General features: G+C 68.4%; 24 protein-coding genes. 13 read left to right on the top strand and 11 right to left on the bottom strand.

Going from position 1 to position 24,916, the window contains the following annotated elements; translation table 11 throughout:
* Window positions 1–16: 16 nt before the first annotated feature.
* Window positions 17–3,067, bottom strand: coding sequence for a DUF6603 domain-containing protein (locus U9J66_RS01075; protein ID WP_326336698.1), 3,051 nt, complete (start codon window positions 3,065–3,067; stop codon window positions 17–19).
* 472 nt (window positions 3,068–3,539) lie between these two features.
* On the opposite strand from U9J66_RS01075, the gene U9J66_RS01080 reads away from it, so the two are divergent.
* Entirely contained in the window at window positions 3,540–4,055 is a 516-nt protein-coding gene (locus U9J66_RS01080; protein WP_326336699.1) for a SixA phosphatase family protein, read from the top strand.
* Between the two features lie 210 nt (window positions 4,056–4,265).
* The gene (locus tag U9J66_RS01085) at window positions 4,266–4,697 is read left to right on the top strand and encodes a hypothetical protein (protein ID WP_326336701.1); all 432 of its coding nucleotides are present in this window, start codon (window positions 4,266–4,268) and stop codon (window positions 4,695–4,697) included.
* 37 nt (window positions 4,698–4,734) lie between these two features.
* Here the strand turns inward: U9J66_RS01085 and U9J66_RS01090 are convergent, their stop codons facing one another.
* On the bottom strand, window positions 4,735–5,460 hold the full coding sequence (locus U9J66_RS01090; RefSeq protein ID WP_326336702.1) for an SDR family oxidoreductase: 726 nt from the start codon (window positions 5,458–5,460) through the stop codon (window positions 4,735–4,737).
* A gap of 66 nt (window positions 5,461–5,526) precedes the next feature.
* Here U9J66_RS01090 and U9J66_RS01095 point away from each other — a divergent pair, with 66 nt between their 5' ends.
* Window positions 5,527–5,922 carry a MerR family transcriptional regulator gene (locus U9J66_RS01095; RefSeq protein WP_017536252.1) on the top strand — a complete coding sequence of 132 codons (396 nt, stop codon included), beginning with the start codon at window positions 5,527–5,529 and terminating at the stop codon, window positions 5,920–5,922.
* A gap of 16 nt (window positions 5,923–5,938) precedes the next feature.
* Here the strand turns inward: U9J66_RS01095 and U9J66_RS01100 are convergent, their stop codons facing one another.
* Window positions 5,939–6,625 carry an HAD family hydrolase gene (locus U9J66_RS01100; RefSeq protein WP_326336703.1) on the bottom strand — a complete coding sequence of 229 codons (687 nt, stop codon included), beginning with the start codon at window positions 6,623–6,625 and terminating at the stop codon, window positions 5,939–5,941.
* Between the two features lie 266 nt (window positions 6,626–6,891).
* On the opposite strand from U9J66_RS01100, the gene U9J66_RS01105 reads away from it, so the two are divergent.
* The gene (locus U9J66_RS01105; RefSeq protein ID WP_326336704.1) at window positions 6,892–8,073 is read left to right on the top strand and encodes a calcium:proton antiporter; all 1,182 of its coding nucleotides are present in this window, start codon (window positions 6,892–6,894) and stop codon (window positions 8,071–8,073) included.
* A gap of 64 nt (window positions 8,074–8,137) precedes the next feature.
* On the opposite strand, the gene U9J66_RS01110 is transcribed toward U9J66_RS01105, so the two are convergent.
* The gene (locus tag U9J66_RS01110; RefSeq protein ID WP_326336705.1) at window positions 8,138–8,836 is read right to left on the bottom strand and encodes a class I SAM-dependent methyltransferase; all 699 of its coding nucleotides are present in this window, start codon (window positions 8,834–8,836) and stop codon (window positions 8,138–8,140) included.
* 329 nt (window positions 8,837–9,165) lie between these two features.
* Here U9J66_RS01110 and U9J66_RS01115 point away from each other — a divergent pair, with 329 nt between their 5' ends.
* The 6 genes from U9J66_RS01115 (at window position 9,166) to U9J66_RS01140 (ending at window position 12,959) form a co-directional block, all read left to right on the top strand.
* Window positions 9,166–9,804 (top strand): TetR/AcrR family transcriptional regulator, encoded by a 639-nt coding sequence (locus U9J66_RS01115; protein WP_326336706.1) that lies wholly within the window; start codon window positions 9,166–9,168, stop codon window positions 9,802–9,804.
* 49 nt (window positions 9,805–9,853) lie between these two features.
* Complete coding sequence (locus U9J66_RS01120; protein ID WP_326336707.1) at window positions 9,854–10,492, top strand: GNAT family N-acetyltransferase; 639 nt, start codon at window positions 9,854–9,856, stop codon at window positions 10,490–10,492.
* A 233-nt stretch (window positions 10,493–10,725) separates the two neighbouring features.
* Window positions 10,726–10,959, top strand: coding sequence for a MarR family winged helix-turn-helix transcriptional regulator (locus U9J66_RS01125; RefSeq protein WP_326336708.1), 234 nt, complete (start codon window positions 10,726–10,728; stop codon window positions 10,957–10,959).
* A 95-nt stretch (window positions 10,960–11,054) separates the two neighbouring features.
* A complete protein-coding gene (locus U9J66_RS01130; protein WP_326336709.1) occupies window positions 11,055–11,558 on the top strand; it encodes a macro domain-containing protein in 504 nt (167 codons plus the stop codon).
* A 428-nt stretch (window positions 11,559–11,986) separates the two neighbouring features.
* Entirely contained in the window at window positions 11,987–12,382 is a 396-nt protein-coding gene (locus U9J66_RS01135; protein ID WP_202423530.1) for a hypothetical protein, read from the top strand.
* Between the two features lie 31 nt (window positions 12,383–12,413).
* Window positions 12,414–12,959, top strand: a complete 546-nt coding sequence (locus U9J66_RS01140; protein ID WP_326336710.1) for a VanZ family protein — start codon at window positions 12,414–12,416, stop codon at window positions 12,957–12,959.
* Between the two features lie 964 nt (window positions 12,960–13,923).
* Here the strand turns inward: U9J66_RS01140 and U9J66_RS01145 are convergent.
* Entirely contained in the window at window positions 13,924–15,105 is a 1,182-nt protein-coding gene (locus tag U9J66_RS01145; protein WP_326336711.1) for an MFS transporter, read from the bottom strand.
* 85 nt (window positions 15,106–15,190) lie between these two features.
* Between U9J66_RS01145 and U9J66_RS01150 the strand changes: the two genes are divergently transcribed.
* Entirely contained in the window at window positions 15,191–15,649 is a 459-nt protein-coding gene (locus tag U9J66_RS01150; protein ID WP_161112181.1) for a winged helix-turn-helix transcriptional regulator, read from the top strand.
* Window positions 15,650–15,816: 167 nt separating this feature from the next.
* Here U9J66_RS01150 and U9J66_RS01155 read toward each other — a convergent pair whose 3' ends face one another.
* From U9J66_RS01155 to U9J66_RS01165, 3 genes are all read right to left on the bottom strand, one after another.
* Window positions 15,817–16,668, bottom strand: a complete 852-nt coding sequence (locus U9J66_RS01155) for an SDR family oxidoreductase (RefSeq protein ID WP_326336712.1) — start codon at window positions 16,666–16,668, stop codon at window positions 15,817–15,819.
* A 118-nt stretch (window positions 16,669–16,786) separates the two neighbouring features.
* A complete protein-coding gene (locus U9J66_RS01160) occupies window positions 16,787–17,599 on the bottom strand; it encodes a glycoside hydrolase family 16 protein (RefSeq protein ID WP_014913442.1) in 813 nt (270 codons plus the stop codon).
* Window positions 17,600–17,780: 181 nt separating this feature from the next.
* Window positions 17,781–18,443, bottom strand: coding sequence for a 3'-5' exonuclease (locus U9J66_RS01165; RefSeq protein ID WP_326336713.1), 663 nt, complete (start codon window positions 18,441–18,443; stop codon window positions 17,781–17,783).
* A 226-nt stretch (window positions 18,444–18,669) separates the two neighbouring features.
* On the opposite strand from U9J66_RS01165, the gene U9J66_RS01170 reads away from it, so the two are divergent.
* Window positions 18,670–19,617, top strand: coding sequence for an aldo/keto reductase (locus U9J66_RS01170; protein ID WP_161112177.1), 948 nt, complete (start codon window positions 18,670–18,672; stop codon window positions 19,615–19,617).
* Between the two features lie 155 nt (window positions 19,618–19,772).
* Here the strand turns inward: U9J66_RS01170 and U9J66_RS01175 are convergent, their stop codons facing one another.
* Window positions 19,773–21,584 carry an alkyl/aryl-sulfatase gene (locus U9J66_RS01175; RefSeq protein WP_326336714.1) on the bottom strand — a complete coding sequence of 604 codons (1,812 nt, stop codon included), beginning with the start codon at window positions 21,582–21,584 and terminating at the stop codon, window positions 19,773–19,775.
* A gap of 309 nt (window positions 21,585–21,893) precedes the next feature.
* Between U9J66_RS01175 and U9J66_RS01180 the strand changes: the two genes are divergently transcribed.
* Complete coding sequence (locus tag U9J66_RS01180; protein ID WP_326336715.1) at window positions 21,894–23,273, top strand: UDP-N-acetylmuramoyl-tripeptide--D-alanyl-D-alanine ligase; 1,380 nt, start codon at window positions 21,894–21,896, stop codon at window positions 23,271–23,273.
* A 3-nt stretch (window positions 23,274–23,276) separates the two neighbouring features.
* Here U9J66_RS01180 and U9J66_RS01185 read toward each other — a convergent pair whose 3' ends face one another.
* On the bottom strand, window positions 23,277–23,933 hold the full coding sequence (locus tag U9J66_RS01185; protein WP_326336717.1) for a C39 family peptidase: 657 nt from the start codon (window positions 23,931–23,933) through the stop codon (window positions 23,277–23,279).
* A 106-nt stretch (window positions 23,934–24,039) separates the two neighbouring features.
* Entirely contained in the window at window positions 24,040–24,672 is a 633-nt protein-coding gene (locus U9J66_RS01190; protein WP_326336719.1) for a hypothetical protein, read from the bottom strand.
* Window positions 24,673–24,916 lie beyond the last annotated feature (244 nt).

The following is a 24,916-nucleotide window of genomic DNA, read 5'->3' on the forward strand; positions in this document are numbered from 1 at the left end:
GTCGCGGTTCCTGTTCTCAGCCGGCGGGGACGAGCAGCGGCTCGCGGGTGAAGGCGACGTCGGCCTCGCGGGCGTAGCCGGGCAGTTCGACGTCCCTGTCACCGAGGTCGAAGCCCAGCCCCGCCAGGGCGTCGGCGAGCGCGTCGCGTTCGCTCCGGGTGGCCGAGGCGACGGTGTCGCGGACCGTGGCGGCGGTGCCCTCGCGGTACACGGGGACCGGTCCGGTCGGAGCGGCCGACGGATCCAGCGGTTGAGGACCGTCCGGATCCAGGGCGTGCTGCTTGAGGGCCTCTTCGTCGATGTAGCCGGTCGTGGTTCCGTGGGCGACCGGGGGCGAGGTGAGCCCCACACCGGTGAGACGGTCCGGGACCACTTGGCCGCCGGGGGCGGGCAGAGTGGAGCCGCTACCGGACCCGTACAGCGCGGCCGGCATCGCACCGCGCAGGGCCGTGTCCTCCCAGGAGGCGAGGGGCTCGCGCGAACCGTCGCGCTCCAGTTCCACCCGGTTCAGGCTGGTGAGGTCGGAACGGTCCATGGGGCGGATGCGCAGCGGGTCCGAGGAGTGCGTCGGCGTTCCGCCGTCGTCCAGGTAGAGCTCGCGCACGGGCAGGGCCGAGTCGGTCCGGAAGGTGAACCCGGCAGCCGAGACCTGCCAGGCCGGTCCGCGGTCGCCCGTCGCCTCGTCGTCACGCTGCTCGGACATGAGCCCGGGGCCCGCGATGATCCGCACGGTCTGCTCCGGCGGCGGGAGCATCTCCTGGAAACCCTTCCAGTCCACCGTGGAGGGCCCGCTCTCGCGGCTCGCGCCGAAGTCGATGGTGAAGGAGACGAACCAGAGCTTGATCTTGGCCCTACCGCCGGTGGGCGGCCCCCACACGTTGATGTCGGCGCCGACCTCCACCGTGATCGTCACGCGGACGAACAGCAGCTTCACGCTGGCCTGCACGCCGATGTACACGCCGATGCCCACGTTGAAGTGGAACGGTTTCCACTTGACCAGGGCGTCCAGCCAGGCGTCCAGCCACGCTTTGACCGGGCCGGCGTGGAAGCGCACCGCCAACAGGCCGCCCGCCATCGCGGCCCCGGAGGTGAGGGCGAAGTAGGACTGCCCGGTGATGCTCACCTTCGAGCCCAGGCTCCACTCCAGACTCGTCCGCGGCACCTTGGGGTAGTGGGCGGGCAGGTTCTTCTCGTAGTCCTTGTGGTAGCCGCCCACGGTGTAGACGAAGTCGCCCGCGTTCGGGTGGTCGCCGAACCATACCGCGAGCGCGCCCCCGCCGGAGACCTTGCAGTTGGGATCGAGCACATAGGAGGCCGGGGTGAGCTGGTAGCTGAGCGACAGCTCTCCCTTGATCGGCTTGAACACCGCGCCGGCCGCCAGTTCGATGTTCGCGATCTTGCGCGCGCTCTCGGCGGGGAAGGCCATACCGCCTCGGCCCAACAGGGACAGGGCCAGTTCGGAGCCGGCCTGGAGGACCATCACGGCCTGGCCCTTGAGCAGCTCGAAACTGCTGAAGGCCATCCCGGCGGCGATCCACAGCTCGTCCTCGGCCGGGGTGATCCACGCGCCCTCACCGGTGAGGTTCTTGAGGATCGCCACCGGATCGCCCTTGGACGCGCCGATCGCTCCGGGGTCGTTGAGCGCTTGGACCAGGGGGAACGCGGGCACCTCGGAGGCGTCGGAGGGAAGACGGATCCGACTGTTCCACCCCATCCCGGCGGTGAACCCGCGGATCTGGAAGGGCGGCGGACCGATGCCCTTACGGGCGTTGACGGCCCCGTAGGCGAAGAACGAGGGGTCGGCGTCGTCCTTGGGCTCGAAGAAGGCCGCGGCGCCGCTGCCGGTCAGGGTCTTGGCGTCGACGGTGACCGCGCCGCCGAAGACCTTCTTATAGGCCGGGTCGTCGACGGCACGCATGGTCAAGGCCCCGGCGATGTTCAGGGGCGGCTTGCTGTAGGCGATCGAGACGATGCCGTCGGAGTAGCCGGGCTTGAAACCGAGCGGGGTGACGGTGCGCCCGGACATCCCGAGGCGGCGAGAGCCTCGGCGGCCCCGGTCCACGACCAGGAAGCCGTCGCGTCCGGCCACCACGTGCCGTCGGGCCCGATCGGCCCGCAACCGGGCCCGGGAACGGCGTTGCGGGGGCTTCTCGGGCAGTGCCCGGCCCAGGCCGTCACGCCGGTCCGGATCCACGGGCCGGGGCGCGTAGGCCCGCAGCGGCAGGGTCTCGACCGCGGTGCCCGGCTCCATGGAGGCGGACAACCAGGTGCCCTGACCGAGCCGTTCGACCCGCTTCGGCCGGGGCGCGTCGTCCAGGGACCCCAGACGGGTCGCGGCCTCCCGGACCTCCTCCGCGGACAGGTCACGGTCGGTGTACAGCACCTGCCAGGCGCCGTCGCCCTCGGCCACCAGCAGGCGGGCGGAGCCGTCCTCGTCGTGCACCACCGCCGTGCGGCCGAGGGCGCCGCTCCCGGTCACGACGACACCGTCCGGGCCGGTGCGGGCCGTCAACGTGGTCGCGCCGTCCAGGGCGGCCTCCGGCAGGGCCGGAGGGTCGACCATCCCCAGGGACGCCGCCAGCGCGGGCAGCGGGACGGGGGCGACGTCTCGGGCGGTGAACGGTTCGGAACCGTCGACCGGGGCCGTCAACTCGACCGAGCGGTCGTCATCGAAGGTCAGGGTGACGGCGTGCCGTTCCCGATGGCCGTCGACGGACGAACCGGAGGCCACGACGACCCTGGGCTCGGTGAACCCGGCGCGCACCAGACGGGCCAGGTCCTCGTCGAGTTCGTCCCGGGGGAGGGCGGCGTGGATCTCCGCTCCGGTGACGTGCTGATCGTCGGCCTCGAAGACGATGCGCACGGCGACCCCCCGTTCGGGGGAGGTTCCGCTGACGGTCAGTCGGTCGGGGTCGACCCGAGGGTCGTGCAGACGTAGTTCGGGGGAACCGAGGAGGGATTCCAACCGCCGGTGCGATCCGTCGGGATCGAACACCGAGCGGGGCAGTTCCACGTGGTCGTGCGAGTCGTCCAGGAGAGAGCGCAGCTCTCGGACGGCGAAGGGCATGGCACCTCGAAGTAGAGAGGAAGGTACGGAAGTCCACCGGGGTGAGGGACCCGGTGCCGTCGAACTGCTTTCCATGCTCTGGCACCGAGAACCACGCGGGAGGCGACTTCTTCGAGAAAGCGCTCGGCGGTGTCCGGCGGCAGGTGGTACGGGGTGATATGTCGGCTGAGAAAACGGTGAACGCGAACGGTTGCAGGCGCAGGATTTTTCACTCGAACTCTCGGCCAAAACCACGATGGGTGACTGATTCGGCTATAGGTGGGAATCAGACCTGGGTCGGAGGCCGGTCAGTGGGCGCGGGTGAGGGACGAAGGGTGCGGAAACAGACGCCCGTCCGGGGTGGCCGTCGCGTGCCCGGTCGTGCTCGCGGCGAGGGCGCGGTCGGTAGGGATCTGGAACGCGACCCGGACGAGAAGCTCCGAATATCGCGGAAAGCGATACTTTGGGCACGGAACGTGGAATAGTTGACGACATGACTGAAGCAACCCGTCGCCTCGTCCTGCTCCGTCATGCCAAGGCCGAATGGTCCGACAACGACGACCACGAACGCCCCCTCGCCGAACGGGGGCGCAAGGAGGCCCCGGTGGCCGGCCAATGGCTGGCCGGATCCGGAGTCGTTCCCGAACTCACCCTGTGCTCGACGGCCACCCGCTGCCGTGATACCTGGAAGCTCGTCGTCGCCGAGCTACCTCAGCGCCCCAAGACCGTCTACGACGAACGGATCTACGAGGCCTCCCTCGGTGAGCTCATCGCGATCCTCAACGAGACCTCCGACGAGGTCGAGGACCTGATGGTCGTCGGCCACAACCCCGGACTCCACGCTCTGGCCGACGCGCTGGCGGGCGAGGCCGAGGGGGACCTGCTCGCGCGGATGAACCGCTCGGGCTACCCCACGAGCGCGACGACGGTGCTGACCTTCTCCGGTTCCTGGAAGAGCGTGGAGCACGGCGTCGGTCGCCTGGTCGCCTTCTGGTCCCCGCACGCCTGAACACCGGCCCGGGGCGCCACGGTGTTCCCGGCACACGACGGGCCTCGTGTCCTCATCCGTAACCGGCGGAGAGGGCGCGAGGCCTCGCCGCGTCGGGACGAGGTGGCCATCGGACCCGGGGTGCTTCCCCGGGGCGTCCGGCTGCCACCATGGACGCGTGACGAACCCCGAGGCCCTCGTCCTCGCCGCTTCCACGGCTAACATGGCGCTATGACCTGCTCCGCGGAGGCGCGCGTCCTGATCGACGAGCACCCGGGGCTCTCGGTGGACTCACGTTTCCAGGCCCTGCGACTGTGTGTGCCCGGTCCGGACGACGCACCCGTCATCACGCCGTTCCTGCTCGCCGTGGCCGCTGACCCCGCCGAAGAGGACCTCGTACGGATCGAGGCGATCCGGCTGCTGGAGATCGTGCCCCTGCGCGATGACGCGCTCGCCGCCGGAGCACGCGAGACCCTGATCCGGCTGGCCGAGCACGACGAGGACTGGGACGTGCGCAGCGCGGCGGGCTGTGCGGTGTTCAGGCTGCCGGGGGTCGCCCGCGAGGTGCCCCGCATGCGGGATCTGATCGCCGCCGAGGAGCTCGACTTCGTGCGGGACGACATCGCGGCGGCCCTACGCCTGATGGCGCGCAGGACCACCTAGCGGCGGCCCACGAACCACGAGCCCCGGCCGACAGGGCCTACCGCCCGGCCGCCCCGACCTCCGTCAGGTGCGGGTACAGAAGGGCCGGGTCCTCACCGAGCCGGGCCTTCCACCCCGCCGTCCGCGCGTCGGCCAGCACTTCGAAGGCACCGGCCTCCACACCGTCCAGCGCGGCCTTGGCGATCACGCGGGGATCGGACTTCTCGTCCTCGATATCGGCGATCATGTCGGTGTCCACGCTCGCCATGGCCAGCCCCGTGACCCGGGTGCCCTGCGCGGCGAGCTCGTGACGGACGCCGTTGGTCAACGACCAGGCGGCGGCCTTGGACGCCCCATAACCGTTGGAGTGCTCGAAGGCCATCCACGCCATCACCGACAGCACGTTCAACACGGCGCCGCCCCCGTTGGCGCCCAGGATCGGGGCGAAGGCGCGCACCATGCGCAAGGGGCCGAAGAAGTTGGTCTCCATCTCCAGCCGGATGTCCTCCTCCGCCCCGTCGATCAACCGGGCGAAGGTCGACACCCCGGCGTTGTTGATGAGCAGTGTCGTGTCCCCGGCGAGCTCGGCGGCCCGGGCCACGGACGCGTCGTCGGTGACGTCCAACCTCAGCGGGACGACCCCCTCCGACTCGGGGACGGTCTCCGGCCGACGTACGGCCGCGTAGATCTTCTTCACGCCTCTCGCGCGCAGTTCCTCGACGAAGCCGTTCCCGATTCCGCGGTTCGCGCCGGTGACCAGAGCGATCTCGTTTCGCATGTCCATGACCGCTAACCTAGAACCTCACGTCGGCGTGAGGTTCAAGCGCTGGAGAGAGGAGATTTCGGCGCGATGAAGATCGGAGAGCTCGCTCGGCGGGCAGAGGTGAGCGTGCGCGCGCTGCGCTACTACGAGGAACAGGGGCTGCTGGCCCCGGAACGCACCCCCTCGGGGCAGCGTCGCTACACCGAGGAGACCGTCGAGGTGGTGCGCCTGTTCCAGCGCTTCTACGCGGCCGGCCTCAGCAGCCGTTCCATCGCGGCCCTGCTGCCCTGCGTGGGCGGCGGTCAGGCCACGCGGGAGCAGCGCGAGATGCTGAACGTGGAACGCGACCGTCTCGCCGCCAGGGTCGAGGAGATGGCCGACACCCTCGTCCGACTCGACCGGCTCATCGCCGACGCCGACCTGCTCGACCGGGAGGCCCGCGACCGCTCGCCGCGAAGTGAGGCCGCCGGGGTCTCTTCCTGATGGACGGCCGCTCGGATCAGCCGAGCTCGCGGATCGATCCGGGCAGCTCGGCGAGCGACACCGGCACACGGCCCTCCGCCGGTGCGCCCACGTAGAAGGCCGCCAGCCCGGCCCGCCGAGGCCCCTCCACATCGGCCGTCCAGTTGTCGCCGACGAACACGGCGTCCGCCGCGGTGATCCCGTGACGCTCCAGGACATGCGTGTAGATGCGGGGATCGGGCTTGCGCCACCCGACCTCGACCGAGGTGACGACGTCGGCGACGTACCCGGTCATCCCGAACGCCTTGGCCAGATCCGGCACGAGCGGAATGTGGTGGGTGTTGCTGACGATGGCGAGACGGTGGTCCTCCGCGAGGTCGGCCAGACAGTCCAGAGCCCCGTCGGCCGCGCGCACATCGGAGGTCCACACCTCCAGATACTCCGCGATCAGCCGGTCGATCTCTCCCCCGCCCACCCGAGGCGAACCGAGCAACTCCCGATACCGGGCGGCGATCTCCAGCATCGAGCACTCCCGGCCGGTCTCCCACGCGCGATCGTCGAGCTCGGTCCAGGCCCGCGACCAGAGCGCGTCCGTCCGCTCGGAGGAGAGCGGAAGCCCGGCCCGGCGGGCGAACTCGTACGGCGCGTTGTAGGCGGCCGGGTGGATCGACGGGTCGTAGTCGACCAGAGTGCCGAAGAAGTCGAAATAGACGTGCGAGGCCAAGACGTTCCTTCCAAGGACGGCGTCGACACGGGCCGCCTCTCGCGAGTGTCATCTCAGCCTAGGCCCCGCCCCTCGACGCCGATGGTCCGGGACCGGTGGAGGACTCATCCCTCCGCCCCTTCCGGACCGATCCCGTCGCGTACGGGCGCACCGAGGCGAAGCGTCCATCCGCGACGGGTAAAATGGATCACGAAGGATCCCGACGGGACGGCCCGTTCGGATGAGCACATGAGCAGGGACGGCCCAGCAGAAACGGGTATCCACCCGTGCGAACTCAGCACATTCTCCGCGGTGTCCTGACGCCTGCGGTGATCATCCGACTGGCACTCGGTTGGGGCGCGTTCATCGCGACCCTCGTCGCCCAGCCGTTCCTGGCCGCGCACCTGCCGACCCCGGCGCTGATCGCCGTCCTGGGCGCCATCGTCGCCGTCATCATCGTGTGCGCCTTCGGCGTCGTCGTCGAGGCCGAACACCTCGCCCACAGACTCGGCGACCCCTACGGCACGCTCATCCTCACACTCTCGATCGTGCTGATCGAGGTCATCCTGATCTCCGCGGTCATGCTCGGCCCCGGCGAACACGCCACGATCGCCCGTGACTCCGTCATGGCCGTGTCGATGATCATCCTCAACCTCGTCGTCGGCGCCTCCCTGCTCATCGGCGGCCTGCGCCACAGGGACGTCCGCGCCAACAGCACCGGCGTATCGACCTACCTGTCGCTGCTCGTGGTGCTCGGCACCGTCGCGTTCGCGCTGCCCGGCCTCATCGGCGAGGGCGGCGCCTACACGGCCGGCCAGGAGATCCCGATCATCATCCTCACGGTGATCCTCTACGTCGCCTTCCTCACTCGGCAGATGGGCGCCCAGCGCGACGACTTCAAGGAGGTCGTCTCCGTGGGGGCCACCGGCGCCGGCGTCGCCCCGCAGGGCGATGGCGCGGTGGCGCGGCAGGAGAAGCCGGAGCGCGTCTCGGTCCTGGCGATCATCTCCGAACACCGCTCCGAGGTGATCGCCCGCGCGCTCGTCCTCGTGATGACCGTGATCCCGATCGTGCTGCTCTCGCACGACATGGCCAGCCTCCTGGACGACGGACTCGACCGCGCCGGGGCCCCGATCGCGCTGTCCGGCATCCTCATCGCGATGATCGTGTTCCTGCCCGAGACCCTCACCGCGATCCGCGCCGCCCTGGGCGGTGAGATCCAGCGGGTGAGCAACCTCTGCCACGGGGCGCTCGTCTCCACCGTCGGACTCACCATCCCCGCGGTGCTCACCATCGGGCTGTTCACCGGCCAGACCGTGATCCTGGCCGAGAACCCGACCAACCTGGTGCTGCTCGGGGTCACCCTGCTGCTGACCCTGACGACCTTCTCCGGTAAGCGGGTGACGGCCCTGCACGGCGCCGCCCACCTGATGGTCTTCGTGCTCTACGGCATGACCGTCTTCTCCTAGAAGACGAAGGGCGCGGCCTCGTGGTGGATGCCGTGGGGCCGCGCCCTCGTCATGCGTCGACGCGCTACTCGGCGACCAGGACGAAGAAGAGGAACCCGATGAAGCGGGTCCGTTCCCGGAGCTCGGGCGGCAACAGCTCGGCGGGCGTGTCCTCGGCGTAGGGCGGCTCGTCGATGTCCGCGATCCGGAACCCGGCCCGGGTGAAGTCCTTGACCATCGCGTGCAGCGGACGGTGCCAGATCTTCAGCACGGCCTTCTGCCCCTGGAACTCGTGTTCCAAGGGCCAGAGCGAGGTCTCGAAGTAGTCGGCCTCCGGATGCACGAGCTTGTGGACCATCGGGTGCTCCACCGACAGGATCAGCCGACCGCCGGGCCGGAGCACCCGGTGCAGCTCACGGAGCGGGGCGGACCAGTCCTCCAGGTAGTGCAGCGCGAGCGAGCAGACGACGTCGTCGAACGCGCCGTCCTCGAAGGGGAGCTCCTCGGCCAGGTCGAGCACGCGCAGATCGGTGTCCTCGCCGAGCCTCTCTCGGGCCAGCCTGATCATCTCCGCGCTGGCATCGAACCCGGTCACCCGCGCGCCCCGCTCACGGAGCGCCAGAGCGAGCGGGCCGGAACCGCAACCGGCGTCCAGGATCCTGCGGCCCGCGACGTCGCCCGCCAGGTTCAGCATCGCGGGGCGCTCGTAGTGTCCGTTGGAGAGGTTGACCTCGTTGTCGGCCGCGTAGGCGGCCGCGAAGTCGTCGTAGTCGCTGGTCGTCATGGGGGTCTCGTCTCCGGTCCGTCGGGGGAGTGGTCCGCCCCGACGCTAGCCGGTCCGGTGGAGGGGCGGAACGGCGTGGACGCGAGAGGCCGGTTGTGGTCCGAGCGTGAACCCGAAGCCGGTCCCCCGCGTGCGCAAGGGCGGAGTCATAGGCCCGGATGGATCGTCTCGGCGTTCGGCATGGCGCCGATCGATCCCCGCGCCCGAGCGCACGCGGCCCGGGCCTGTCCGAAGTACCGACGCCTCCACCCTCTCGAGTGAAATCGAATATTTGGCCGACTGACTGAGTCAACTGGCCAAGTCACATGGCCGGCTGTTAGCTTGTGCCCATGAGCGACCAGGAGAAGAAGACACCGAACAGACGACTCGGCGCGGACGAGCGTCGGCGTCGGCTGCTCGCGGCGGCGCTGCGGGTGATGAAGCGGGAGGGGATCGCGGCGGCGACCACCCGCGCCATCTGCGCGGAGGCGGAGATGCCGCACGGTGCCTTCCACTACTGCTTTCACTCGAAGAGGGAGCTCTACGCGGCTCTGCTCGCCAGCGACATCGAGATAGACCTGGGCGCCGTCTGGCCGGAGATCTCCCCGCAGGAGAGCCCGACCGAGAACATCCGGAAGCTCCTGTTCGCGTACTGGTCCCAGGTCGAGAGCGATCCCGACGCGCAGCTCGTCCTCTTCGACCTGGGGAGTTTCGTGCTCCGGGACCCCGAACTCCAGGAGCTGCCCAGATGGGAGTACGGCGAGTCACTGGAGAAGACCACCGGATACATCACGCGTCTGGGGGAGGAGGCGGGCCTGACGTACCTGCGTGAGGAGCGCGCGATCGCCGAGCTCGTCATCACCACCCTGAACGGCATCGCGTGGTCGTGGCTCGCCCATCGCGATAACGCGGCCGCACGGAAGAGTCTCGACGCGTTCGCGGAGCTCCTCGCGGTTCTCGCTCGAAAGAGGACGGATTCCTCGAGGTGACCTCCGCCGGTGGTGAGAGGAAGAGAGCGATCGAGGAGTGGGGACGGACATGACCGACATCATTTACAGACCGTACGAAGAGCGTGACGCCGAGGACATCAAGGCGATGATCGACGAGGCGTTCCACATCCGCCGTTACATGAAGAAGGAGCGACTACTCGACAGCGCCCTGGAGGTCTATCTTCGTGAACGCCTCCTGGCCAGCACCTACACCCGGGTCGCCGTCAAGGACGGGCGGACGGTCGGAGTGATCATGGGGCGGATCCCGGGCCGCCCCCGGGTACCTCACGTGGCCCGGAACAGAGCTCTGACCTGGTCGCACATGGCCGGGATCGCCCTCACCGGCCTCTCCGATCTGCCCTCTCTGACGCAGTACTTCAAGTTCGACGGCGTCTATCGAAGGCTGCGTCGGAACACGTCCGCGCCTTTGACCGACGAGCTCACCCTCTTCGCGGTCGACTCCTCCACGCGGGGCCTCGGCGTCGGAAAGGCCCTGTACCAGGACTACGTCCGGCACCTGCGGGATCACGGCAGGAAGGACTTCTACCTGTACACGGACTCGCTCTGCTCCTACGGGTTCTACGAGAAGAGGGGGATGACCCGCGCCGCGTCGGAGGACATGGAGATCCGCTTGGACGGAAACCCCGAGAAGCTCGGCGTGTACCTGTACGCGGGAGAGGTCCGTTAGGGGTCGATCCGGTTCGCGTGTGCGGGGAAGAGTCTTGTCCGGCCGTGGTGGTGCGAGCCCTTCCGTGGCCCTCCTCCTTCCAGGCCCCACGGGGCAGGGGGCCTCGCGCTGTTCGAGGACGATGCCGCGGCCACTCGAAAAGTCGGAGGTCGTGTAATGGCCACCCCTCACCATGGCATTACCGGCCACGCGCTTCCACTCTGCTCGGCATCGACCAGAGCGGGGTGTCGCGGTTGGTCAAGAGCGCGACCGAAGACGGATACCTGGCCATAGAGGTCTCCCGGACGGACGGGCGACGCCGTGAGGCGTCGCTCACCGACGAGGGACGTGCCCTGCTGGAACAGGCCCACCACTGGCAGGAGCGGGTCTTCGACCGACTGACCGAGGGCTGGAGCGCCGAACGGCGCCGCGAGTTCCACCGTTCCATGCGGGACCTCATGGAACGGTCGCGGAACCAGGAGATCTGACCGGGCCGACGTCCCGTCGAGAGGGGGAGCGGCCGCGCCTCGCCGAACGCCGAGCGTTCCGTAGGAGTGTCCGACCCGCTCGTTATCGTTCACGCATGTCCGATTCTCCCGACGCCCCGCTGCCCTCCGGCCTGCGCATTCTGCGTGGAGACGCCACCAGCCCGCAGGCCTCCGGGCCCAAGATCATCGCCCACGTCTGCAACGACCGGGGCGGCTGGGGCAAGGGGTTCGTCCTGGCGATCTCCCGCCGCTGGCCCGAGCCCGAACGCGACTACCGTGACTGGTATCGCGAACGCGCCCACAACGACTTCGAACTCGGTGCCGTGCGCCTGGTCCAGGTCGAAGCGGACCAGTGGGTGGCGAACATGATCGGCCAACACGGCATGCGGCGCGGTAGCGGCGGCCCGCCGATCCGCTACGAGGCGGTGGCCTCCTGCCTGCGTGCCCTGGCTTCGCACGCCCTCGAACTCGGCGCCACCGTGCACATGCCCCGCATCGGCTGCGGCCTGGCCGGTGGCAAGTGGGAACGGATCCAGCCCTTGGTCGAGCGGGAGCTTCTGGAGCGTGGGGTCCAGGTGACGGTCTACGACTTCGACTGACCCGGGCGGGCTCGAACGGCCGGAGGCCCCGAGGGGTGGATATCTACCGGGTTCCCTCTAGTGGATCATCGAAACGGTGAATTCTCGATGTCGAGATCGCCCGATTTCGGAATCTATATGAGTGTATTGGCTTTTGATTTCTCGTGATCCATGAGGGTCTTCCTGTTAAGTGCTTCGTCTCCGGTGGTGGGGGTTGAAGTGAGTATGGAATTTTTGAAACAAATCCTTTTCGGGTCTTCGGTCTTCCTTTGCTTCTGTCGGGGCAAAGTGGGTCAGATCAAGGCAATGTGTGGGCGGCATTCGATGTGATTTTTTCCTTGACGCCATCTGTAGGGTCTGCGTAAAGTCGTGGTGTCTCATTCGCTGTTCTCGAAAGGGGAACTTTGAAGAAACACCTTCTCGTGTTCTTGGTGGCGTTACTGCTTCCGATGTCGAATGTCGCCCATGCGGAGGAAGAGGGGCAGGAGGTGGAGGTCGAGATCACCGTCTATGACGATGGGCGGATCGTCGAGACGGGGAGCGACCTCGACCGTATGGCCGGCGATACCTCGACGAGGCTTTCCAATGGAACGTTGTCGTTGCGGTCCAACAACTGCAACTACGTCCGGGTGAGTTACGTGAAGCGCTCGGGTGTATCGGTGAACCTGAAGCTCGGATGGTTCTCCGGTGACACCGGCAGGGTGAGCGGGACGAAGCGGGGCGTCGCGGCCGGAGAGACGGTGAGCCAGACCTGGGAACAGGTGCGGGTTCCCGGCGGCGTGGTCGGATACATGGAGGTCGAAGGGCAGGGCAGGTTCCAGACCCCTTCGGTCGGATGCCGGTAGGAGCCTCTGAGACGTCGAGGAGGCGAGACGTATGTGGCAGCTGCTCTTCTACATGAACGTCCCGGTGTTCTTTTCCGTGGTCGTCGTCGGTGCCGTCGTGGCGTTTCTCGGGGTCCTCCTGAAGAGAGGGAACGAGCGCCTGGTCACCGGGGTCTGCCGGGTCGTGCTGGCGGTCTCCCTGCTCGCCTATGTGATCGTCCTCGTCGAGCCGGTCGACGGTTGGGGTCAGGTCGGAGGCGGGGGAGTCAATGTCAGCCTCATCCCGTTCGATTTCCTCTCCGGTGAGCATGTGACCGAGAATTCCCTGCACTGGGAGGAATGGATGCTCAACATCCTTCTCTTCCTTCCTCTGGGGATCGTCGCGGCCCTGCTGTTCACCCATTGGGTCCGGTGGCTCCTCGGCCCGCTGGTCTCACTGACGGTCGAGGTGGCTCAGGCGGTTCTCGCGACCGGGAGGCAGAGCGCGCTGGACGACCTTCTGGCCAACAGCCTGGGGTATCTGATCGGCGTGACCCTCGTGCTCCTGGCCGGTGCGGTGCTGAGTCGGCGTGGTCGGGCGGAGAGAGTGGTGGTGTGAGCATGGCCCCGGCAGGCCCTCGAGGGTGGGCCCGCCGGGGCCGTCGCCATCGTGAGCGGAGGCGACGCCTCACCTCGGAGTCGTTCCGTTCACACCGGCCGCCGTTCGAGAACGGCTCGAACGGGGGTGCGGGGGTCGGGCGGTGGTCTACGACTTCGGTCGACCCGTGCCGGCGCGGACGGTCGGTCACCACGACACGCCGCGTATCGGGTGAGCGCGCCGAGACGGTGAGGGGGCGTCGAGATGAATCCCTTTCGGGTTTTCGCCTCCTCTGCTTTCGTCCGGTCGAAACGGGTCAAACCAAATCGGCGCTCGGATGGTTTTCGGGGCGATTTTTTCTTGACGGAATGAGCGTGGTCTGCGTAAGGTCGTGTTGTCTCATTCGATGTTCTCGAAAGAGGGACTTTGAATAAAATCCCCCTCGTCTTCTTGATGGCCTCGCTGCTGCGGTCTCGGCTGACGCTCATGCCGACCCCGAGGCTTCGGTCTGGATTCAGAACCCTTCGGCGGTATGTCGCCAGGAGCCTCTGAGATGCCGAGGAGACGAACCGTATATGGCAGTCGCCCTTCTGTCCGAACTCCCCGTCGTTCTTTTCCATGGTCGGCTTCGGCGTCATCTCGGCGTTTCCCGGTGTCCTTCCGGGAAGAAGGGGAGAAGAAACGAGCGTCTGGTCACCAGGCTCTGCCGGGCCGTCCCGCGTACGCGCGGTGAGGCGGAGAGGGTGACGGTATGAGAACGGCCCCGGGAGGCTCCGACCGTCGAGTCTCCCGGGGCCGTCGGTGCCCGAGTCCCGCGCACGCGGGAATGGATCGATCTCCCGGCGGTGCGTACGGGCCTCGAACTGCTGTTCTCCGAGAACGAGGGGTCGGACTCGCCTCCAAGACGACGAGACGCTCCTCGGTGTCCTGCCTCTTCCGGGCCTCACCCACGATCCTGACGGCATCCCACCCCCCCCGACCTCGACTACGCGGCCACGCTGCGCCGGTCACCCGCCACCACGCGCCGCCCGACCGCCCAGACGGCCAGCGCGCAGAGGGAGAAGACCCCGCCGAGAACGCTGGACCCCGTCCACCCGTAGGTCGAGTACACGGTCGTGGTGGCGGTCGCTCCGAGAGCGGAGCCGAGCGAGTAGAAGACCATGTACCCGCCGATGACGCTGCCGGTCCGGCCCGGTCGGGCGGTCGTGAGCAGGTGCTGATTGCTCACATGCACCGCCTGCACCGCGAAGTCGAGGACGACGACGCCGACGACGACCGCCCAGAGCGACCAGGCCACCTGTCCGGTCGCCACCCACGACACCGCCAGGAGCACCAGTGCGGCTCCGGTGACGATATCGGCCTGTCCGGAGTCGGCCCAACGTCCGGCGCGAGCGGCGCCGAGGGCCCCGGCGAGACCGGCGACCCCGAAGAGGCCGATCTGCGCGGTGTCCAGGTTCCAGGGTTCCGCCGCCAACGGCAGGGCCAGGCCGCTCCAGAGTGTGCCGAAGGAGGCGAAGAGGAAGAACGCGATCAGTCCGCGTGAGAGGAACAGCCCTTCGTGGAACAGGCGGCCGAGGGAGAACAGCACCTGCCCGTAGGTCGGGCGCTCGGTGCGAAGGTCGGTCGGTAGAAGCCTCAGCGCGAGATAGGCGAGTGCCAGCAGTAGTACGGCCAGTGTCAGGTATACGCTTCGCCACCCCCAGAGCGCGGCGAGCCCTCCCGCGAACACACGGGAACCGAGGATGCCGAGGATGACCCCCGAGGTCACGATGCCGAGGGTGCGCCCGCGTTCGGTGGGGGAGGAGAGGTCGGCGGCGTAGGCGACGGCCATCTGGACGACCACGGCGAGCAGACCGACGAGGGCGAGCGCCGAGAGCAGAAGCCAGAGCCGGTCCGCGACCGCGGCCAGGAGCACACCGCCGGCGGAGAGGGACAGGTGCCCGACCAGAAGCCGGCGTCGGTCGAACATGTCGCCCAAAGGCACCAGGAGCACCAGGCCGATCAGGTAGCCGAGCTGTCCGGCGGTGACGATCCATCCCAGATCGGCTTCGGGAATCCCCAGGTCGTCGCCGATCCGGGCGAGTACGGGCTGGGCCGCGTAGATGGTCGAGACCGCCACCGCGCAGATCGCCGCTAAGAGCAGTCTCCTTCGGGCCATCGTGTTCATCGCGCCTCCTCAAATCAGTAGCAGATTGCAACTGATTTGACGGTAGGGCACACTGGTTTCAAACCGCAACTCTTCTGGAGTGGTGATGGCGAACACGGCGACGCCCGACGACGCGATGACCTGGACCGACCCCTCCTGCCCGGTCGCCCGCACGCTCGACCTGGTCGGAGACCGGTGGAGCCTGCTGATCGTCCGGGACGCCATGGACGGCGCGCGGGCCTTCGGCGACTTCCAGAGCCGGACCGGGATCGCCCGCAACATCCTCACCGACCGACTGCGACGCCTGGTCGACCGAGGGATCCTCGAACGACGGACCGCCCCCACCGGCCGCAGGCAGGTCTACGTCCTCACGGACACGGGGCGCGACCTCTTCGCGGTCATCGTGTCCCTACGGCAGTGGGGCGAGCGGCACGCGTTCGCGCGAGGGGAGGAGCACTCGGTACTCGTCGACGAGAACGGCGTTCCGCTCCCGGAGCTGCGCCCCACCGACGCGCGGGGCGAACCCGCCGGCGTCGACACGACCACCGTTCGCAAGGAGGGATGAAGAGGGCGGGGCCGTGAGGCGCGGTCTCTGTTCCCCCGGGGCGACTTCCCTGAACCCCGCGCACGCGGGGATGGGCCGAGCGCTGGATACGGCGGACGAATCTCAACGGTTCCGAGCCCCGCGCACGCGGGGAGGATCACCGACCGACCATGCGCCCCGGCCAAGGTTCATCGCCCGGGTTCGTCCTTCTTCGAGACCGGCGCCGCGAGGAACTCCCGAGCCCCTCGGAGAACGGTGCTGATCCGGCTCTGTGTCCGGCCGCTCTCCAGCCGGACGTCCAAAGGTCCGGGAGGCCCCATCTCCGCACGCTTCCCGGCGGTCAGAGCGCAAGGGTCGAGACCGTCACGCCGGGCGATCAGAGTCCCCAGCTCGTAACGGCTGACGGCGTCGGAGCCGGCGACGTGGCAGACGCCGCCGTAGTCGGAGAAGGCCAGTTCCAGAAGAGCGGACGCCAGGTCCCCGACATGCACGGGGCAGCGGACATCGTCGGTGAACAGGGCCCCATCCCGGCGTCCGGTGGCCAGGTCGTGGGCCAAGGACTCGTGAACGGAACCGCCGTCACCGATGATCAGGGAGGTGCGGGCGATGACGGCCGTGGGATCCAGCAACCGGATCGCGGTTTCGGCTGCGGCCTTCGCGGCGCCGTAGGGGGTGACCGGGTCCGGGAGGGAGTCCTCGTCGTAGTGGACCCGGTCGCCGGAGAAGACCGTGTCGCTGGACACCTGGACCAGACGCGCGCCCTGGCCGACCGCGGCCAACGCGACCCTGATGGCGCCGTCCGCCGTCGTCGCCCAGTCGGACCTCCGATAGGCCGTGTTGATCACGACGGTCGGTCGCACTTCCTCGAACAGAGAGGTGATCGCCTCGGGACGTCGGAGATCGAGCCGCCGCCATTCGGCGCCGGGGAGGGCTCCTGCGCGGGTGCCGAAGGTCGCCGTGACGGTGTGTCCTGCGGCGATGGCCTGTCGGGTCAGTTCGCCGCCGAGAAACCCACTGCCACCGATGATCAGAACGGTCATGGCACGACACCGTACGTCGAAACGGGTGCCGTTTGATCCGAACTCGGATGGACGTGGGGCCCCGGCTTCCGAGACGGGGCCCCACTTCGATCTCTCCGGGCCAGGGTCTTCCGGGGGGCTAGCCCAGTTCGTAGACCCGCACGTAGTCCACGCGCATCTCCTGGGGGAACTGCGTGCTGCCGTCGGGGTAGCCGGGCCAGTCGCCGCCCACGGCCACGTTGAGGATCATGAAGAACGGCTGGTCGAACACCCACGGGTTCCCTCGGGTGTCGGCCGAGGTGTAGGTCTGGTAGGCGACGCCGTCGACCGACCAGGTGATCGAACCGGGCCTCCAGTCCACGGCGAACGTGTGGAAGGTGTCGGCGAAGGACCAGCCCTGCGGGTGCATGTAGGAGCCGGTGAGCGGCTCGCCGCCGAAGTAGCCCGGGCCGTGGAGGCTGCCGTGCACCAGGTGGGGCTCGCGGCCGATGTTCTCCATGATGTCGATCTCGCCCGAGTCCGGCCACGGCGTGTTCGGGAAGTCCGCGCCCAGCATCCAGAAGGCGGGCCAGATGCCCTGGCCGCGCGGGATCTGGATACTGGCCTCTACTCGGCCGTACTGGGGCTGCACCTTGTTCTGGGTGGTCAGCCTGGCCGAGGTGTAACCACCGTCCGCCTCCTGGCGGGCCGTGATGACGAGGTTGCCGTTGCCGTCCAGGGCCGAGTTGGCCCGGCTGTCGGTGTAGTTCTGGAGCTCGTTGTTGCCCCAGCCGTGATCACCGGTCTCGTGGTTCCAATTGGCGGGGTCGGGAGCGCTCCCGGCGGGGCCGTCGAACTCGTCGGACCACACGAGGGTGGCTCGCATGTCGGACTCCGTGGTGGACGCTGAGGCGGTGGTGGGGGAGATGAGGGCCGCGGCGGTGACGACCGCCATGAACAGGGCGCGGTGCATGGGCTACTCCGGGGGGAAGCGCCACAGGGTGCACCCGGGGTGGTCACCCTGTGACCATTAGTACTTGAGCGTCACTTTACGTTCGGCTTCTCGAATGCACAAGCGGGGTTTTCGTGGAAGTTTTCCGAAAGTCCGCCCGCTCTGACAAGGGTTCTGCGCTCATCCGTCATGACGAGGACGGTTACAGGGTGAACAGCTCTCCCTGTGCGGGCCGGTCGACCTTGGCCCTGCGTCCGGCGACCCTCACCAGCTCGGCGAAGCCACGTATGGCGCCTTCACGGTCGGCGTCCTCGATGAGTCGCCTGAACACCCGCGCGGTCACCCGGACGTCGGCGGCGGCGCGATGACGGTCCTCCGGCAAGGGGATGGAGTAGTGCCTCAGCAGGGTGTCCAGCCTGTAGTTCGGCAGGCCGGGTATCAGGCGCCTGGCCAACGGAATGGTGTCGAGAAGGTCGATGCGCGCCGCCACCGGGCAGTGCTCGCGTTGGTTGTAGAGGAGCCCCGCCTCGGTGGCGGCGTGCTGGGCCACCAACAGGTATCGGGAGCCCGCGGTGAAGCAGTGGTCCAGAGCGCCCAGGGCGTCGGCGGGTGTGGGGGCCGAGGCGAGGTGCTCGGAGGTGAGGCCGCTGTGGAGGGTGTTGAACCGGGTCACCGGTGCGAACTCCGGTGGGCGGATCAGGGAGGCGAAGCGACCCGCTTCCACCCAGTCGCCCTGTTCGTAGCGCAGCGCGAGAGCCGCGACCTCGATGGGCTGAGCCGGGTGTCCCGCCGGGGTGGTCGCCTCGAAGTCGATGGCCACGAAGGTCGTCGCTCGAAAGTCCGGGTCGTCGGTCAGGGAGCCCATACGCTCACCGTAGCCACCGGGGGTGGAGAGAAGGTGGGATTGGTGAGATGCCCCTATTCGCCCCGTTCGGCCGCTTGCGGATGCGGAGTCCTCCTTGTGGTCGGGTCTTCGCGGCTCGGCCGGGGGCGCGCGTGAACCCCTTCCTCGGACGTGGCAACCTCGACCTCTACGAGAACCGTGCTCTCTCCACCGACCCCTGTCGGGCATGGCCCCACGAGAGGAACCCATGAAGACCGTCCCCTTCGGAACCACCGACACCCGGGTGCCCAACGTCATCGCGGGGATGATGCGGATCGCCGACAAGACCGATGAGCAGATCCGTGAGCTGTACACCACCGCCCGCGAGGCCGGGATCGACTTCTTCGACCACGCCGACATCTACGGGATCGGCCACCCCGGCGGCGGTCTCCACCTGTGCGAACGCCGGTTCGCCGAAGCCCTGGGTCTGAGCTCCTCGGAGCGGGAGGGGATCACCCTCCAGACGAAGACCGGCATCGTCCCGGGCCGGGGCTACGACCATTCGTACGAGCACATCGTGGCCTCCGTCGAAGAATCGTTGAAGGCCTTGAACACCGACCACATCGACGTGCTCCTGCTGCACCGCCCGGACGCGCTCGTGGAACCCGAGGAGGTCGCGCGCGCCTTCGACCACCTGGAGTCCGGCGGCAAGGTGCGCGCGTTCGGGGTCTCCAACCACACGCCGAGGCAGATCGACCTGTTGAGGACCGCCGTCTCCCAACCGATCGTCGCGAACCAGGTGCAGCTGTCGATCACGCACTCGACGATCATCGCCCAGGGGATCTCGTCGAACATGGCCGGAGCCGACGACTCGATCACCCGTGACGGGGGCGGTCTTCTCGACCACGCCCGGATCAACGGGATCACCCTCCAGGCGTGGTCACCGTTCCAGAAGGGCTCTCAGGGCGGGGTGTTCTTCGACTCCGAGGACCACCGGGAGCTGAACACCGAGCTGGAGCGCCTCGCCGAGAAGTACCGGGTCACCCCGATCGCGATCGCGACGGCGTGGATCACCCGTCACCCGGCCGGGATGCAGGTCGTGCTCGGCACGACGAACCCGGGGCGCGTCACCGACGCCGCCGCGGGCTCGGAGCTCCCTCTGACGCGGAGCGAGTGGTACGGCCTGTTCCAGGCCGCCGGTCACGACGTGCCCTGACCCGCCGCCCCGAGTACGCTCGGGGGCTCGACCGACCCGGGGCCGGAGAGTGCACTCTCCGGCCCCGGGGCCTTCACCGGGTGGACCCGCCATCGCGGGCCCACCCGACACGGGCGGCGCCAGGACACCGTGTTCACCTCAGGACGCGACCTTCCTCAGGGCGTGACGATGTCGAAGTCGGGATCGTCCTCGTCCAAGAGCCCGAACAGGGTCGTGAGCGTTTCAGGGTCCCCTTCGTAATCGATACCGTCCAGGCTCCGGGTGGCGAGCACTTGGAGAAGCTGCGCCTTGGTGAGTGTGACGGTCAGGGAGGCCTCGGCCCCTTCGCGCTCGGCGTGCTGGGTGAGGACGCCGTTCTTGAGCGTGAGCCTGACCTTCTCCACCGGGTCGGTGAAGTTCCAGTCGATGACGAGCTCGGTGTCCCAGGCCCGGGGCCCGTCGACGAGGATGGCGACCGAGTCGAAGATCTGCCCGATGCTCAGGGCGTTCATGACGTCGGGGGAGGCGGTGTCGATGGGGGTGGGGACCTTGTTGCCGCGCAGCTCCTCGGCGCCCTGGAGGTAGAAGTTGCGCCAGGTGCCGTTCTCCGCGCCGTGGCCGAGCGCGGTGTAGACCCGGGCGAGCAGCTCTCGTGCGTCGGTATCGCCGGGGTCGTCGAAGACGACGTAGTTGAGGACCTGGGCGGCCCAGCGGAACTCCCCGGCGTCGTAGGCCTCCTGGGCCTTGGGCAGGATCACCGAGGCGCCGCCCATGAACTCGACGTGCTTGGCCGCCGACTCCTCCGGAGGCAGCTCCCACAGGTGGGCGGGGTTGCCGTCGTACCAACCCATGTAACGCTGGTAGATGGCCTTGACGTTATGCGAGACGGACCCGTAGTAGCCACGGGCGTGCCAGGCGCTCTCCAGCACGGGCGGAAGCTGGATCCGTTCGGCGATCTCGATGCCGGTATAGCCCTGGTTGATCATGCGCAGGGTCTGATCGTGCAGGTAGGCGTACAGGTCGCGCTGTTGGGAGAGGAACGTGGTGAGCTTCTCGGTGCCCCAGGTCGGCCAGTGGTGGGAGGCGAACAGGACGTCGGAGTCGGCGGCGAAGAGCTCGATGGCCTCGGTGAGGTAGTTCGCCCACACGTGCGGGTCACGGACGAGCGCGCCCCGCAGGGTGAGCACGTTGTGCAGGGTGTGGGTGGCGTTCTCGGCCATGCACAGGGCGTTGCGGTCGGGGAAGAAGAAGTTCATCTCCGAGGGCGCCTCGGTGCCCGGGGTGAGCTGGAAACGGATCCGGACCCCGTCGATCAGCTCCTCATGATCGGTCTCGGTGACGTAGGTGTTCGGCTCGATCAGGGAGATGGTGCCGGTGGAGGTGGTCTGGCCGAGCCCGGTGCCGATCTGACCGTCGGCGCCCCTGCCCAGCACGGACCCGTACATGAAGATCGACCGTCGGGTCATGGCGGTGCCCGCGTAGACGTTCTCGGAGACGGCGTGCTCCAGGAAGCCGGAGGGGGCGATGATCGGGATGTCCGCGCCCTCGGGCACCACGCCCCGGACCCCGCCGAAGTGGTCGACGTGGGAGTGACTGTAGATGACCGCGGTGACGGGGCGGTTCTCGTCCCGGTACTCGCGGTACAGGGCGAGCGCGGCCTCCGCGCACTCCACGGAGATCAGCGGGTCGATGACGATGACGCCCTCGTCGCCCTCGACGAAGGTGATGTTGGACAGATCGAAGCCGCGCACCTGGTAGATACCGTCGGTGACCTCGTAGAGGCCGTGTTTGGCGTTGAGCTGCGACTGGCGCCACAGGCTCGGGTTCGCCGTCTCGGGGGCATCGGCGTCGAGGAACGCGTACGCGTCCAGGTCCCAGACGACGCGTCCGGTCCCATCGGTGATCCGCGGATCCGCCGCCGTACCGAGGTAACCCCGGTCGGCGTCGTCGAAGTCGGTGCGGTCGTCGAACGACGGCTGATTCACCACAGTGTGTTATCTCCATGCGCGTTGAGTGATCGAGCACCTTGGTCCTCCCCGGCCTTCTCCACGCTGAAGCGTGATGGTTTCATTACCTGTAGTGATTTTTCCTCGGTTCCGGACGGCCGGTGTTCCGGGAGCCGTGTCACCGGGACGGTGGAGCGCGGAGGGCCCGTGCTCTCCGTCCTCGCGGGTCGTTTCGCCACGCATACGGGGACACGTGCGGTACCGACGCCGACGCACCCGATGCGTCGTTCCCCTGGAAACGCCCCCGACCTGGGTACGGTCGTCTTCATACCTCCGGACCGAGAGGAAACCATGCTGCCCATCACCTTGGCCCACATCGCGAACGCGACCTCGGGTCGGATCTCGGAGGTGTCCGAGACGATCGAGGTCACCGGCATCTCCTACGACTCTCGCAAGGTCCACCCGGGGGATCTCTTCGTGGCCCTCCGAGGCGGCGAGGGGCGTGACGGGCACGACCACGCCCACGAAGCGATCGCCTCGGGGGCCTCCGCGGTCCTGGCGTCCCGGTCCCTGGGACTGCCCTCGGTCCTGGTCGAAGACCCGCTCACCGCTCTCGGTGTTCTGGCCCGAGCCCACGTGGAGGCGCTTCCGGACCTGACCACCATCGCGGTCACCGGATCCTCCGGAAAGACCTCCACCAAGGACCTGATCGCTCAGATCCTGGAACCGGCCGGACCGACCGTCGCCACCGAGGGCTCGTTCAACAACGAGATCGGCCTCCCCCTCACCGCCTTGGAGACCGACACCGAAACCCGCTACCTCGTGGCCGAGATGGGCGCCCGCGGGCAGGGGCACATCACCTACCTCACCGAGATCACCCCGCCGACCGTGGGCGTGGTCCTCAACGTCGGCACCGCCCATATGGGGGAGTTCGGCGGACCCGAGCTGACCGCGAAGGCCAAGGGCGAACTGGTCGCCGCCCTCCCCCCGGCGGCCGAGGGCGGGGTCGCGGTCCTCAACGCCGACGACCCCCGAGTGGCGGCGATGGCCGACCGGACCAAGGCCCGGATCATCACCTTCGGCACGGCCCAAGGGGCGGACGTGCGCGCCGTCGATATCGGACTGGACTCACAGGGGCGGGCCTCGTTCACCCTGCGGACCCGCGCGGGCGACTGCATGGTGGGCCTACAGGTCGTGGGCGAGCACCAGGTGCCCAACGCGTTGGCGGCAGCGGCGGCGGCCGGAGCGGTCGGTATGGACGTACTCCAGGTCGGAGAGATGCTGTCGACGGCGACGCCCGTGTCCGAGGGGCGGATGCGGGTGGTCGAACGCGGAGACGGGCTGTTGGTGGTCAACGACGCCTACAACGCCAACACCGACTCCACCTCGGCGGCGCTGCGCGCGTTGGCGCATCTAGGGCGCGGGCGTGCCGGACGGACGATCGCCCTGTTGGGAGAGATGCGCGAACTCGGGGACGGGTCGATGGAGGAGCACCGCAAGATCGGTGTGCTCGCCGCGGTACTCGGCATCGACACGGTGACCGTGGTGGGCACCGCCGAGGCACGGGCCCTGGCCGAAGGGTACGGGCCCGACGCCCTGGTGCTCTCGGACAAGGACGCGGCCCGAGAGTGGTTGGGCGGCCAACGCTTCGCCTCCGGGGACGTGCTGTTGGTCAAGGGCGCCCACTCGTCGCGGCTCGGGGAACTGGCGGACGCGCTGACCGTGGGCTGACCTTCACAGATACCGGGTGGGGTCCACGACGACGCCCCGCCCGGCGAAGAACGTCGCGAAGGTCGCCTCCGCCACCGTCGCCGAGACCGTGTCGGGCCGATGCCCGGAGGGGTTCCTGAAGTGGAGGAGCCCGTCCCGGTGGCCGATGACCAGAACCAGATGTCCGCCCTTCCCCGGTGCCGCGCGCTCGGGGCGGCGGATCTCCTTGTGCACCGACGCGATCACCATCCGGCCCCGGTCCAGTTCCGAGCGCAGCGCCTCGGTGTCCAGGTCGGTGCGTACGCGGGAGTCCAGCCGGTGGGTGTCGCGGACGTATTCGACGAAGGGCGCGTAGATCAGGCCCTTCACCGTGCCGTCGGGCCGTTCCACGTAGCCGCCCGCCTCGCGGGTCCCGTGCAGGAGTTCGAGGAGCGGGGGAGCGTCGCCATCGCGGTGGGCGAGGACCATGCGCAGGCACGCCATGCCACAGGCGTGGCCGCACCAGGCGCCGTACTCCTCGCGGGAGGTCGCCCCGGATATCGCCCAGGCCGGGTCGTCGCCGGGGTCGTGCCCTGCGTAGACGATCCTCTCGATCAGTTCGGGGGAGGCGTACTGGGTGACCGGGACGACCGGTTCGTGCAGGGTGCCTGTTCCGTCGCAGGCCGGACATCGGGGCTTCACGGGTCTCTTCCGGTGTCGAGTGGCTGTCCGCCGCACGACGTTACCTCTCATCGGGCCTTCGCTGTTATTCGCCGGGAAGGCCGACTCGCTCGACACCGAGGTCCGGTCAGCGTAGGCGGTCGATGAGGAAGTCCATCTGTGGCACGGAGGCGTACTCCCCGGTTTCGGGGTCGAAGACCAGATCGTCTCGTGAGCAATGGAAGAGGCGTGACCATACACGAAGGCGTCGTGCGCGTTCGGGCGCTTCGTCGTTGTACCTCTTCCAGGCGATCGCTCCTCCTCCGATCCCGATGAGGGCCACCACCGGAGCCACGTAGGTGAGGACATTGACCACGACCCGTGAGTCCCGCCCGGTGGCCAACTCCCAGATGAGGGCCACGATGAGAAGGAGGAAGAGGCAGCCGCAGCCGGCCCGCGCGTCGCCGGACGCGACCGCCACGGCGAGGGCCACCCCCAGCAGTAGCGCCCACATGACCTGGTCGACCAGGCCGAACATGATCATCAGCAGGAGGACCAGCGCGGTGCCTCCGACGACGAACCAGGCGTGGCTCGGGCGGTCACCCGTGTCGAGCGTCAGGGCCCTGGCGAGGTCGGTCTGCCCGTGGGAGGAGAACTCGTGGTGGCTGGTCGACCCGCCGATATAGGCGGAATCCGGTCCAGAGGTGATGAAGGAACCACTGTGCCATGACGTTCCCGACCCCGAACCGCGGCTGGTTCCGCCGCGCACGATGGCGGTCACACGGGAGCTCCGGTCCGTCCGATGGCAGGTAGGGCAGGCGTTCATCGACCGGTCCATGGGGGTTTCGGTGGCGGGGGTACCAACACGATACCGACCGGTCGTGGGACGGAGAGGACTCGACGGTGACCGCTTGCGGCCAGAACATGACAGAACGATAGGGCTTTTCGTCTTGTTCCTCGGTGTCGAAGTGCCTGCACGGTGCGGGTGAACTCTCCGGCACGTCGAAGGCCACCGTTCGAGTCGT

It is taken from the genome of Nocardiopsis sp. LDBS1602 (assembly GCF_035818715.1).
GTDB lineage: Bacteria > Actinomycetota > Actinomycetes > Streptosporangiales > Streptosporangiaceae > Nocardiopsis > Nocardiopsis alba.

Bases quoted from the DNA above. Each gene is read 5' to 3' on its own strand.
- U9J66_RS01075 (WP_326336698.1), bottom strand. From the start codon at position 3,067: ATGCCCTTCGCCGTCCGAGAGCTGCGCTCTCTCCTGGACGACTCGCAC.
- U9J66_RS01080 (WP_326336699.1), top strand. From the start codon at position 3,540: ATGACTGAAGCAACCCGTCGCCTCGTCCTGCTCCGTCATGCCAAGGCC.
- U9J66_RS01085 (WP_326336701.1), top strand. From the start codon at position 4,266: ATGACCTGCTCCGCGGAGGCGCGCGTCCTGATCGACGAGCACCCGGGG.
- U9J66_RS01090 (WP_326336702.1), bottom strand. From the start codon at position 5,460: ATGGACATGCGAAACGAGATCGCTCTGGTCACCGGCGCGAACCGCGGA.
- U9J66_RS01095 (WP_017536252.1), top strand. From the start codon at position 5,527: ATGAAGATCGGAGAGCTCGCTCGGCGGGCAGAGGTGAGCGTGCGCGCG.
- U9J66_RS01110 (WP_326336705.1), bottom strand. From the start codon at position 8,836: ATGACGACCAGCGACTACGACGACTTCGCGGCCGCCTACGCGGCCGAC.
- U9J66_RS01115 (WP_326336706.1), top strand. From the start codon at position 9,166: ATGAGCGACCAGGAGAAGAAGACACCGAACAGACGACTCGGCGCGGAC.
- U9J66_RS01120 (WP_326336707.1), top strand. From the start codon at position 9,854: ATGACCGACATCATTTACAGACCGTACGAAGAGCGTGACGCCGAGGAC.
- U9J66_RS01130 (WP_326336709.1), top strand. From the start codon at position 11,055: ATGTCCGATTCTCCCGACGCCCCGCTGCCCTCCGGCCTGCGCATTCTG.
- U9J66_RS01135 (WP_202423530.1), top strand. From the start codon at position 11,987: ATGTCGAATGTCGCCCATGCGGAGGAAGAGGGGCAGGAGGTGGAGGTC.
- U9J66_RS01140 (WP_326336710.1), top strand. From the start codon at position 12,414: ATGTGGCAGCTGCTCTTCTACATGAACGTCCCGGTGTTCTTTTCCGTG.
- U9J66_RS01145 (WP_326336711.1), bottom strand. From the start codon at position 15,105: ATGAACACGATGGCCCGAAGGAGACTGCTCTTAGCGGCGATCTGCGCG.
- U9J66_RS01150 (WP_161112181.1), top strand. From the start codon at position 15,191: ATGGCGAACACGGCGACGCCCGACGACGCGATGACCTGGACCGACCCC.
- U9J66_RS01155 (WP_326336712.1), bottom strand. From the start codon at position 16,668: ATGACCGTTCTGATCATCGGTGGCAGTGGGTTTCTCGGCGGCGAACTG.
- U9J66_RS01160 (WP_014913442.1), bottom strand. From the start codon at position 17,599: ATGCACCGCGCCCTGTTCATGGCGGTCGTCACCGCCGCGGCCCTCATC.
- U9J66_RS01165 (WP_326336713.1), bottom strand. From the start codon at position 18,443: ATGGGCTCCCTGACCGACGACCCGGACTTTCGAGCGACGACCTTCGTG.
- U9J66_RS01170 (WP_161112177.1), top strand. From the start codon at position 18,670: ATGAAGACCGTCCCCTTCGGAACCACCGACACCCGGGTGCCCAACGTC.
- U9J66_RS01180 (WP_326336715.1), top strand. From the start codon at position 21,894: ATGCTGCCCATCACCTTGGCCCACATCGCGAACGCGACCTCGGGTCGG.